Source organism: Jatrophihabitans fulvus (assembly GCF_054781375.1).
In genome coordinates this window covers 1-10,508 of sequence record NZ_BAAGUN010000008.1, presented here as the reverse complement: position 1 = coordinate 10,508, position 10,508 = coordinate 1, and the positions used below count along the sequence as shown (strand labels likewise).

Annotated in this window: 10 protein-coding genes; 3 read left to right on the top strand and 7 right to left on the bottom strand. The window is 72.4% G+C overall.

Annotated elements, in window-relative coordinates; all coding sequences use genetic code 11:
* Window positions 1-14: 14 nt before the first annotated feature.
* On the top strand, window positions 15-872 hold the full coding sequence (locus ACYVP9_RS21220; protein WP_460606963.1) for a formate/nitrite transporter family protein: 858 nt from the start codon (window positions 15-17) through the stop codon (window positions 870-872).
* Window positions 873-875: 3 nt separating this feature from the next.
* On the opposite strand, the gene ACYVP9_RS21215 is transcribed toward ACYVP9_RS21220, so the two are convergent.
* From ACYVP9_RS21215 to ACYVP9_RS21195, 5 genes are read right to left on the bottom strand one after another with little or no spacing between them, the layout of a single operon-like run.
* A complete protein-coding gene (locus ACYVP9_RS21215) occupies window positions 876-1,712 on the bottom strand; it encodes an MEDS domain-containing protein (RefSeq protein ID WP_460606962.1) in 837 nt (278 codons plus the stop codon).
* 49 nt (window positions 1,713-1,761) lie between these two features.
* A complete protein-coding gene (locus tag ACYVP9_RS21210; RefSeq protein WP_460606961.1) occupies window positions 1,762-3,531 on the bottom strand; it encodes a glycoside hydrolase family 15 protein in 1,770 nt (589 codons plus the stop codon).
* Window positions 3,532-3,534: 3 nt separating this feature from the next.
* Complete coding sequence (locus ACYVP9_RS21205; protein ID WP_460606960.1) at window positions 3,535-4,422, bottom strand: Rieske (2Fe-2S) protein; 888 nt, start codon at window positions 4,420-4,422, stop codon at window positions 3,535-3,537.
* Window positions 4,422-5,399, bottom strand: a complete 978-nt coding sequence (locus ACYVP9_RS21200; protein WP_460606959.1) for a TIGR03557 family F420-dependent LLM class oxidoreductase — start codon at window positions 5,397-5,399, stop codon at window positions 4,422-4,424. Before ACYVP9_RS21200 ends, ACYVP9_RS21205 begins: the two co-directional genes overlap by 1 nt.
* A gap of 36 nt (window positions 5,400-5,435) precedes the next feature.
* Window positions 5,436-6,350: an AraC family transcriptional regulator gene (locus tag ACYVP9_RS21195; protein ID WP_460606958.1), complete on the bottom strand. Its 915-nt coding sequence runs from the start codon at window positions 6,348-6,350 to the stop codon at window positions 5,436-5,438.
* 107 nt (window positions 6,351-6,457) lie between these two features.
* On the opposite strand from ACYVP9_RS21195, the gene ACYVP9_RS21190 reads away from it, so the two are divergent.
* Window positions 6,458-7,384 (top strand): NADP-dependent oxidoreductase, encoded by a 927-nt coding sequence (locus ACYVP9_RS21190; protein WP_460606957.1) that lies wholly within the window; start codon window positions 6,458-6,460, stop codon window positions 7,382-7,384.
* A 67-nt stretch (window positions 7,385-7,451) separates the two neighbouring features.
* Here ACYVP9_RS21190 and ACYVP9_RS21185 read toward each other — a convergent pair whose 3' ends face one another.
* Window positions 7,452-8,504, bottom strand: a complete 1,053-nt coding sequence (locus ACYVP9_RS21185; protein WP_460606956.1) for an NAD(P)-dependent alcohol dehydrogenase — start codon at window positions 8,502-8,504, stop codon at window positions 7,452-7,454.
* A 30-nt stretch (window positions 8,505-8,534) separates the two neighbouring features.
* Entirely contained in the window at window positions 8,535-9,011 is a 477-nt protein-coding gene (locus tag ACYVP9_RS21180; RefSeq protein WP_460606955.1) for an NUDIX domain-containing protein, read from the bottom strand.
* Between the two features lie 61 nt (window positions 9,012-9,072).
* On the opposite strand from ACYVP9_RS21180, the gene ACYVP9_RS21175 reads away from it, so the two are divergent.
* Window positions 9,073-10,404: a serine/threonine-protein kinase gene (locus tag ACYVP9_RS21175; protein ID WP_460606954.1), complete on the top strand. Its 1,332-nt coding sequence runs from the start codon at window positions 9,073-9,075 to the stop codon at window positions 10,402-10,404.
* Window positions 10,405-10,508 lie beyond the last annotated feature (104 nt).

Here is a 10,508-nt window from a genome sequence, read left to right as displayed (position 1 = left end):
GGTAAGAGCGACCCGTGACCCTCAACGCCCCTCCCGAGATCGCTGCCGCGGCCGTCGCCAGCGGCACCTCGAAGGCCGCCGCGTCCCCCGCGAAGGCCCTGGTCGGCGGATTCCTCGCCGGCGCCTACATCGCCTTCGGCGCGCTGCTGGCGATCATCGCCTCGTCCGGTCTCGACGCGAAGACGTGGGGCGGGCTGATCACCGTCGTCACCGGTGTGGTGTTCAGCCTCGGGCTGATCCTGGTGGTCGTCGGCGGTGCCGACCTGCTGACCGGCAACATGGCGCTGATCCCGATGGCGGTGTTCGCCAAGAAGGTCACCGTGGCCAAGATGCTCGTCAACTGGTTCTGGGTGACCATCGGCAACCTGGCCGGATCGCTGTTCGTCGCCTACGTGCTGGCCGACAAGACGGGTGTGATCAAGGAGGGCGGCAAGGCCACCGCGGGCACCGGCTGGATCCGGTTGCAGACCATCGCCGAGGGCAAGGGCATGACCGAGACCCACGTCGAGCAGTTCCTGCGTGCCTTGGGCTGCAACTGGCTGGTGTGCCTCGCCGTGTGGCTCGCCCTGGCCGCCACCACGGTCGGCGGCAAGATCCTCGCCATCGTCTTCCCGATCACCGCGTTCGTCGCGCTGGGCTTCGACCACGTCGTGGCCAACATGTTCTTCCTGCCGCTGGCCATGTTCGAGAACACCGGCATCACCTTCACCGAGACGCTGACGAACCTGATCTTCGCGTTCCTCGGCAACGCCGTCGGGGCGGCCGTGTTCGTTGCCGGCGCCTATTGGTACCTCTACGCCGACGACGTGCGGGCCGCCGACAGCAGCAACGCCGACAGCAAGGACGCCGAACGGGCGGCCGGACGGAAATAGGCGTCAGTCGACCCGCAGGCGATCGAGGCGGGGCAGCGCGTCCAGGGTGCGCTGCACGCCGCCGGGCACGCCGCGCAGCCGTACCTCGCCCGGTGCGGTGTGGCGCTGCAACGCGAGCAGCGCACTGTGGTGCACGTAGCCGGCGCGGCCCAGATCGACGGTGAGCGGCTCGCCAGGGGGCGTCGTCCGCGCGTCGCGCCGCAGGGCGAGGGCGAAGGCGTCGGCGTCGAACGCCTCGATGTCGCCCTCGACGGCGAGCACGGTGCCGTCGTCGCTGTGGTCGTGGAACAGCCGCATGCCCGGCAGCGGCGTGCCGTGCACGAGCGGGTGCAGGGCGGCGATGCGGGTCATCCGGTGTGCGGGCACGAGGGATGTGTCGAACCAGCAGATGCCGGTGACCTCGCGTCGGCTCTGCCACCGGTCGACGAACTGCTCCCAGTCGAGCCATCGCTCGAAGGTGGCGTCGTCGGCGTCGGCGAACGGCGTGTTGTCGGCGACGACGCGCAGCGCGGCGTAACCGTCGGCCAGCGCCTCGTCGACCAGCGCCTCGAAGCCGGCGAGCTGCTGGTGCATGGTGCCGACCCCGTAGGGCCCGTCGAGGTCGGCCAGCCGCATCCGACCGGACGCCAGGTCCTCGGCGAGATGCTCCTGGGTCTCGAACTCGAGCCCGGCGAGCCGTCCGACCACGAGCAGCCGCTGGTCGTCCGGGAGGGTGGCGAGCGCGAAGGTCACCAGCCGCAGGAAGTCGGCCGGGCCGCGGCCGGTCCAGACGACGTGGTCGTGGGGGTGCAGCACGGCGGGGCCGTCGGCCCCGTGTTCCAGTCGTCCCGAATTGCGCATCCGGACGACCATAACCCCGATCGGGCCCTGCGCCACCGTTCCTGCGTGATCAGAGGCCGGAGGCGGTGATAGCCGCGTTGAGCAGGGCCAGGTGGCTCAGCGCCTGGGGCAGGTTGCCCAGGAACGACCCGTCCGGGGCGGTCATCTCGGCGAGCACGCCGACGTCGTTGGGCAGCGCATCGACGAGCTCGTCCATGAGGGCGACCGCCTCGTCCTCGTGCCCGCACAGGTACAGCGCCGACACCGTCCAGTAGGCGCAGGCGACGAAGGCGCCCTCCTGCTCGCGGGCGCCGCTGAACCGGTACATCGACGTGCCCGCACCCAGCTCCTCGCGCAGCACCCGGATCGTCGACACCATGCGCTCGCCGCGGTCGAAACCGCTGATCGCGTGCAGCAGGATCGACGCGTCCAGCTCCCGCGTGCCGGGGTACCAGACGTAGGCGCCGAGCTCGCCGTCCCAGCAGTGGTCGTCGACCCAGGCCCGTATGGCGTCGGCCTCGTGTCGCCACCGTTCGGGGTTGCCCTGCACCTGGCCCAGCTCGGCGAGGTGCACCGCGTGCTGCAGCGCCTGCCAGCACCCGAGTTTCGAGGTCGTGTAGTGCCGCGCCTCGGGCAGCTCCCACATGCCGGAGTCCTTCGAGCGCCACCGGTCGCAGACCACGTCGGCCAGCGCGGCCAGTGCCCGTCCGGTCGCCGCGTCGAGCACGTTGCGGTCGTCGACGTACAACCGGACGATGCTGAACACGTCGCCGTACACACCGAGCTGCAGTTGGTCGGCGGCGCGGTTGCCCTCGACCACCGGCCCGATGTTGCGCCATCCGGGGACGTCGCGCTCGTGGGTGCCGTCGGGCTGTGCGCCGTCGAGCCGGTACATCACGTGGGGAACCGACCCGGACGCGCGCAGCGCCCGCAGCAGCCAGCTGATCGCCGCGTGGACCTCCTCGCGCAGGCCGAAGCGCAACAGCGCGGTCAGCGAGTAGGCCGTGTCCCGCGTCCACGCGAAGCGGTAGTCCCAGTTCTTGCCGCCGGACGTGCTCTCGGGCAGTCCCAGGGTCGCGGCGGCAGCCATCGAGCCGTCCGAGACGCGGATGAGTTGCTTGAGCAGGGTGGCGCTGCGCTGCACCTGCTCGGGCCACCGTCCGTCCCACGCGAAGGTCGTCGACCAGTGCTGCCAGTTGGCGATCGTGCGGTCGACCCCCGCGTCGATCGCGGCCGCGTCCGGGACGAACAGCGGTTCGCCCTCCGTGGCCACGAGCGCGAACAGCTGCCGCGACCCGGCGGACGTCGTGAACGTGACCGTCACGTCGCGGGCGGTCCAGTCGACGGCGTCCTCGCCGTCGCACTGGACGGTCATCGCGAGCGAGTTCGATCGCAGCAGGCACGCCGAGAAGTCGGTGGCCTCGACGTACGGCGCCGCGGTGTTGAGGCAGGTGCCGGGCCGCACAAGTGCCCGCATCGTCACCGATCCTTCGACGCCCTCGATGCGCCGCGCGAACTCCGACCACGGCAGCGGTCCGGCGAGGCCGGAGTTCAGCGAGTCGGTGACGCGGACGCGTCCGGCGGCGGTGGTGAACTCGGTGACCAGAACGTTGGTGCCCGGCAGGTACTGCCTCGTGCTCTCGAACGGCCCGTCCGGTTGCAGGGTCAGGTGGCCGCCGTGCTCGGCGTCGAGCAACGCCGCGAACGCCGGCGGCGAGTCGAGCCGAGGCAGCGGCAGCCAGTCGACCCGTCCGTCTGTGGCGACCAGCGCCATCGTTCGGCCGTCGCCGACGGCCGCGTAGTCGCGCAGGTCGGCATAGCCGTCGGCGTCACGCGCCAACGGTCACGGTCCGACGGAACGGACGGGCAGGGTGCGGCTCTGCTGCTTGCGCACCTGCAGCCGGCCGTCGTGCACCCGCGTCTCGAGGTACGGCTGCGGACGGGTCGCGGGTCCCGCCGCGACCGCTCCGTCGCGCAGGTCGAACGCGCTGTCGTGCCAGGGACAGACGACGCAGCCCGCGTCGATCGACCCCTCGTGCAGCGGTGCGCCCCGGTGCGTGCAGCGGTCGGCCATCACGACGATCTCGCCCTGATGGCGCGTGACGAGCAGCGGCACGCCGCCCACCTCGACCGACGCGAGTTCGCCCGCTGCCGGCACGGCATCGACGGCGCCCGCGTCGGCCCACTGGTCCGGCAGGGTCTCGAAGACGGTGGTGTCGACCCCGGCCCCCTGCGCGTAGCTGAGGTGCCCGCCCAGCCAGCCGGCGACGGACACGAACGCCGCTCCGACCGCGCTCAGGGCGACGCCCGCCGGACGGTTGCGCCGCCGCACCCACCAGCTCGCCCCGAACGCGCCGACGGCCGCGTAGTTGAGCACGGCGTGGGCGAACCCCACCCGCCGCTCGGCCCCGGAGAGGGTGAGCCAGTCGGACGCTCCCGACGCGGCGGTGGGCAGCGCGGCGACGACCCCGAGCCCGACGAGCGCGCGAGCGGCATCGGCGTCGCCGCCGGTCAGGTCGAGGGCCAGCGCGGACGTCCACGCACCGATGGGGACGGTGACGAGCAGCGGGTGCAGCGGGTGTCCGAGCGGCGTGCCGCTGAGCACGTCCTCGACGACTCCCGGCCGGACGACGGCTCCCACCGCCTTGGCGAGTGCGTCGGCCGGCGCGTCGAGCGCCTCGGCGTCCTCGACGGCGTCCGTCGCCCGGGTCAGGAACTTCGGCGTGCGCATCAGAGCGCCCGCAGCTTCTCGAGCAGCGGCTCGGCGACCTCGGCCAGGAACTCGTCCTGCGACTCGTCGCCGATCTGCACGAGGGCGACGTCGGTGAAGCCCGCGTCGAGGAACGGCTTCACCGACTCGGCGATCGCGTCCAGGTCGGGACCGCACGCGATGGCGTCGGCGACGTCGTCCTCGGTCACGAACTGCGTCGCGGCCTCGAACGCGGCCGGCGTCGGCAGGTCGGCGTTGACGAACCAGCCGCCGCCGAACCAGCGGAACAGCTCGTGCGCGCGTCGCTTGGCCTCGGCCTCGTCCCTGCGCCAGCAGATCGGGATCTGCCCGATCTTGCGGTTGGTGTCGAGGCCCTTCTCGCCGCGGACGCGGTCCCAGGTGGCGATGGCGTCGCCGTCCGGCTCGACGGCGATGAGGTGATCGGCCAGCGGCGCGAACTTCTCGATGGATGACTCGCCGGACACCGCGACCCCGATGGGCAACGGCTGGTCGGGGACGTCCCACAGCTTGGCCGACTCGACCTGGAAGTGCTGCCCCGTCCACGACAGCTGGTTGCCCGACTGCAGCGCCCGGATGATCTCGATCGCTTCGACGAGCATCTCCTGGCGCACCCGCGCGACCGGCCAGCGGTGCCCGGCGACGTGCTCGTTGAGGTTCTCGCCGGAGCCGAGCCCGAGGGTGAACCGGTTGTCGGACAGCAGCGCGAGCGTCGCGGCCTTCTGCGCCACCACCGCGGGGTGGTAGCGGAAGGTCGGGCAGGTCACGTAGGTCATGAACTCGATGTGCTCGGTCGCCTGCGCGACCGCGCCGAGCATCGTCCACGCGTGCGGCGCGTGGCCCATGCTCTCGAGCCACGGGAAGTAGTGGTCGCTCGAGACCTCGAAGTCGAAACCGGCGCGCTCGGCGGCGGTGGCGTAGCGGACGAGCTCGCGGGGGCCGCTCTGCTCGGTCATCAGGGTGTATCCGAATCGCGTCACCCCCGGGCGGTACCCCGATCGCACGACCGGTTGTCGTCAGGTGCCGTTCGCGGCGCGCCAGCGTCCCGGCGCGACGCCCACCTGCCGCTTGAACGCCGACGCGAACGAGAACTCGGACGCGTAGCCGACGTCGGCCGCGATGGCGGCCAGACCGTCGTCGGTGTCGCGCAGGCGTTCCTTCGCCAGCGCGATGCGCCAGTCGGTGAGGTACTGCAACGGGGGAGCGCCGACGACCTCGGCGAAGCGCCGCGCGAACAGTGAGCGCGACTGCCGGGCGATGCCGGCGAGCTCGACGACCGTCCACGGATGGGCGGGGTCGCCGTGCACGGCGCGCAGCGCGTCCCCCAGGCCCGGTTCGTCGAGCGCGCGGAACCAGCCGGGGGCGTCCTCGGCCTGCGCGAACCAGGCGCGCAGCGCGTGCACGAGAACGACGTCGAGCAACCGGTCGAGCAGCGCCTGCTGCCCGGGACCGTCGCCGGCCATCTCCGCGACGAGCAGGTCGATCGACTGCCGCAGCGGCGAGCCGGCCTCGGGACGCAACCGGGCGAGGGGCGGCAACGACGCGATGAGCGGACGGGACAGGTCGCCGTCGAACAGGTAGGCGCCGCAGCAGAACTCGGCAGCCGGCCCGTCCGCCGGATCACCCAGCCGGCCGCGGCGGCCCACGGACACCGCCGGTCCGAGCACGTCCAGGAACGGGACGGTCGGCAGCCCGGGCGCGGAACCGACGTGGTGCGGCGCGTCGCGCACGAGCAGCACGTCGCCGCCGATCACGCGGACGGCGGCGGCGGGATCGTCCGACCACAGGTACAGCTCGCCGTCGACGATCGCGTGGACGGCCAGGGGTGCCGCGCCGGGGAACTCGAGCGCGACCGGACCGTGCACGGTCGAGCGGGAGAACGCCGCGCCGCGCGCATGGGAGCGCTGCAACAGATCGGAGAGGACGTCCACGACTGTGGACGCTCGCACAAAAATCACGGCGTATCAAGCATGGAGCGTCCACCGTGGCCCCGGTTGACTGAGCACATCGCAGAACGACCACGACAAGGGAGCAGACCATGAAGGCAGTGCAGTACGACCGGTTCGGCGGCGTCGAGGTGCTCGAGGTGCGCGAGGTCGCGCGGCCGGTGGCGGGCGAGGGGCAGGTCGTGGTCCGGGTACGGGCCGCCGGCATCAACCCGGGTGAGTCCTCGTTGCGCGAGGGCGTGCTCAAGGACGTGTTCCCGTCCACGTTCCCGTCCGGGCAGGGCAGCGATCTCGCCGGCGTCGTCGACGAGGTCGGGGCGGACGTCGACGGCTGGCAGGTCGGGGACGAGGTCGTCGGCTGGACGGACGAGCGTGCGAGCCACGCCGAGTACGTGCTCGTGCCGGTGGGCCACCTCATCCGCAAGCCGGCGGGGGTCAGCTGGGAGGTCGCGGGCGCGACGCACGTCGTGGGGGCCACCGCGTGGGCGGCCGTCCGCGCCGTCGACCCGCAGCCGGGGGAGACGGTGCTGGTGTCGGGCGCTGCCGGCGGTGTCGGCGGGCTCGCGGCGCAACTCGTCGCCGAGCGCGGCGCGCGGGTGCTCGGCGTCGCCGGTCCGGCGAACCACGACTGGCTGCGCGCGCACGGCGTGGAGCCCGTGTCCTACGACGGTGGCCCCGACGCGCTCGAGGCGCGGCTGCGCGACCTCGCCCCCGACGGCGTGCACGCAGTCGTCGACACGGTCGGCCAGGGGTACGTCGAGCTCGCCGTGCGTCTGGGCGTGCAGACCGACCGCGTGAACACCAACATCGACTTCGCCGCCGCGCAGCAGTACGGCGTGAAGGCCGACGGCAGCACGCAGGGTGCGAACGTGCCGGACCTCACCGCCGTGCTGGACCGGCTCGCGGACGGCCGGCTCGAGCTCCCGATCGCGGCGCGGTACCCGCTCGCCGAGGTGGCCGACGCGTTCACCGAGCTCGACCGGCGCCACACCCGCGGCAAGATCGTCCTCGTTCCGTGACGCCACGACGCCGCCCCGGTCGGGTGACCGGGGCGGCGTCGAGTGTCAGTCGGTAGGAGAACCGAACTCAGTTCTCGAACGTGCTCGTGTCGATGACGAAGCGGTAGCGGACCTTCGAGTCGACGGTCCTGTCCCAGGCCTCGTCGATCTGGTCGCCGCTGATGATCTCGACGGTGGCGCCGATGTTGTGCTCGGCGCAGAAGTCGAGCATCTCCTGCGTCTCCTTGATGCCGCCGATCAGCGAACCCGCCCAGACCTTGCCGCCCTCGATGAGTCCGAAGGCGGGCACGGACAGCGGTTCGGCCGGGGCGCCGACGTTGACCATCACGCCACGGGTCTTGAGCAGGCCCAGGTACTTCTCGACCGGGATCTGCGCCGAGACCGTGTTGAGGATGACGTCGAAGGTGCCGGCGAGGTCGTCGAAGACCGCGCCGTCCTTGGTGGCGTAGTAGTGGCTCGCGCCGAAGTCCTTGCCGTCCTCCTCCTTGGAGGTGGTCTGCGACAGGACGGTCACCTCGGCGCCCATCGCCGCGGCGATCTTGACGCCCATGTGGCCGAGGCCGCCCATGCCGACGACGGCGACCGTCTTGCCGGGGCCGACACCCCAGTGGTGCAGGGGCGAGAAGGTCGTGATGCCGGCGCACAGCAGCGGCGCGGCGTTCTCGAGCGGGATGCTGTCCGGGATCTTCAGGGTGTAGTTCTCGTCGACGACGATGGCGGTGCTGTAGCCACCCTGCGTCTGGCGGCCGTCGACACGGTCGGTGCCGCCGTAGGTCGAGGTCATGCCGCCGTTCAGGCAGAACTGCTCCTCGTCGTTCCTGCAGTTCTCGCACTCGCGGCACGAGTCGACGAAGCAGCCGATGCCGGCGTGGTCGCCGACCTGGAACTTGGTGACCTCGGAGCCGACCTCCTCGACGACACCGGCGATCTCGTGGCCGGGGACCAGCGGGTAGGTGGCCTCGCCCCACTCGTCGCGTCCGGTGTGGATGTCGGAGTGGCAGATGCCGGCGTACTTGATCGCGATCAGCACGTCGTGGGGGCCGACCTCACGGCGTTCGATGGTGGTCTTCTCGAACGGCGCCTTCGCGGCCGGGGTCTGGTAGGCGATGGCGGTGGGCATGAAGCTCCTCGTGGGTTGAGTTGTGTGCAACTAGTTGCGTACCCACGGGCCGCGGTCGAGGAACGTGACCTGCGCCGGGAGCAACTTGACGCGGGCGTCCTCGACCGTCACCCACTCGGCGCGGTCCATCTCGGGGAACGACTGCATCCGCCCCGACCGCGGCGGCCACTCCATCTCGAAGGTGTTGCTGACGAACCCGGACACGTCGAGGTCGGCCTCGAGCGCCCACACGATCGCGACCTTGCCGTTGTTCTGCTTCGCCTCGCCCAGGGGGACGGGCTCGCCGTCCGGGGCGGGGATGCCGATCTCCTCGCCGAACTCCCGGTAGGCGGCGGCGAGTTCGTCCTCGCCCGGGTCGGGTTCTCCCTTGGGGACGGACCACGCGCCGTCCTCGCGCTTCGACCAGTAGGGCCCGCCCATGTGGGCGATGAGCACCTCGACACGGGTGTCGGCCCCGCCGTCGCCACGGCGCCACAGCAGCAGTCCTGCGGTTCGTCGAGCAGCCATGTCCGTCAGCCTGCCCGTCCGGGAGGGACGTCGTTCAGCCGGTCCGTGTCAGGATCGGCGGGTGCCCACGCAGGACCTCGTCGCGAGCGACCCCGAGACGCTGGGCCCGTACCGGCTCGTCCGCCGTCTCGGGTCCGGCGGCATGGGCGTGGTCTACCTGGGCACGGGGGGTCCGGACGGACGCGAGGTCGCGGTCAAGTGCCTGGCACCGGGCGTGGGCCCGGACGTCCGCTCGAGGCTGCGCCGCGAGGCCGACTTCCTCGCCGCGGTGCGGCACCCGCGCGTGGCCGCGTTCGTCTCGGCCGACACCCAGGCCTCGCGCCCGTGGATCGCCATGCAGTACGTCGCCGGCCCGTCGCTCGCGCAGGCGTCCGTGCCGCTCGGACCGGTGCAGGTCCGGCACCTCGCCGAGGGGCTGGCCGACGCCCTGGCCGCCCTGCACCGGCAGGGCCTGACCCACCGGGACGTCAAGCCCGGCAACGTGATCCTCACCCACGACGGCCCGGTGCTCGTCGACCTCGGCATCGCCGCGGGCGCGGGGCTCTCGTCGCTCACCGCCGTGGGCATGGTCGTCGGCACCCCGGAGTGGATGGCACCCGAGCAGCTCACCGGCACCGGGTCGGGGCACGCCGTCGACCTGTGGGGGTGGGCGGCGACCGTCGCCTACGCCGCCACCGGCCGTCCGCCCTTCGGAACCGGGGCCATCGAGGCGCTCGCCCACCGCATCCGGCACGACGAGCCCGATCTCGCCCGCGCGCCCGACTGGCTCCGTGGCGCCCTCGTGGCCTGCCTCGCGAAGGACGCGACGCGGCGCCCGACCGCGGCCCAGCTCGCCGCCGTCGACGGGGTGCGGCGGGTCGGTGCGGCCGTCCGAACGGCGATGCCCGTGGCGCCTCCCGCGGCGATGCCCGCGGCGCCTCCCGGGCCGGGTCCCGTGGCAGGTCCCGTGGCAGGTCCCGTGGCGCCGTGGCGTCCCGTCCCACCGCCGGTGCGCACCATGCCGGCCCGCGGCCCGGTGCCCGCGCCCGCCATCCGTCCGCCGGTGCAGCGGGCTCCCGCGCGACCGCCGGCGGGTCGGCCGATCATCGTGCCGCCGGTTCCGCGCCCGCCCGTGGCGCCGATCGCCGCCCGCCCCGCCCCGGCACCTGCCCCGACCCGTGGTCCGACCCGTGGTCCGACCCGCGGCCCGACCCGTGCGTCCTCGCCTGCCCGGCGGCGCCCGTCGTTCGTCCACCGTCTCGTCCGTCGCCTCGTGTGGACGACGGTGCTGCTCGTCGTGGCGCTCGTGATCGGCGCGCTCGTCTTCACCTGGGTCTCGTCGGCCGTCGGCGGCGGGTCGTGGCGCGACTCGCTGCGCGATCTCGACCACACCCTCGGCCGTCTGCTCCGCTGACCGTCTCTCGAAAACAATTGAGTGGGCTTCACGAGTGGGCTTCACGAGTGGGCTTCACGAGTGGGCTTCACGAGTGGGCTTCACGAGTGGGCTTCACGAGTGGG

Coding starts and splice junctions, on each gene's coding strand:
- ACYVP9_RS21215 (WP_460606962.1), bottom strand. CDS start 1,712: ATGCGCAATTCGGGACGACTGGAACACGGGGCCGACGGCCCCGCCGTG.
- ACYVP9_RS21205 (WP_460606960.1), bottom strand. CDS start 4,422: ATGCGCACGCCGAAGTTCCTGACCCGGGCGACGGACGCCGTCGAGGAC.
- ACYVP9_RS21190 (WP_460606957.1), top strand. CDS start 6,458: ATGAAGGCAGTGCAGTACGACCGGTTCGGCGGCGTCGAGGTGCTCGAG.
- ACYVP9_RS21185 (WP_460606956.1), bottom strand. CDS start 8,504: ATGCCCACCGCCATCGCCTACCAGACCCCGGCCGCGAAGGCGCCGTTC.
- ACYVP9_RS21180 (WP_460606955.1), bottom strand. CDS start 9,011: ATGGCTGCTCGACGAACCGCAGGACTGCTGCTGTGGCGCCGTGGCGAC.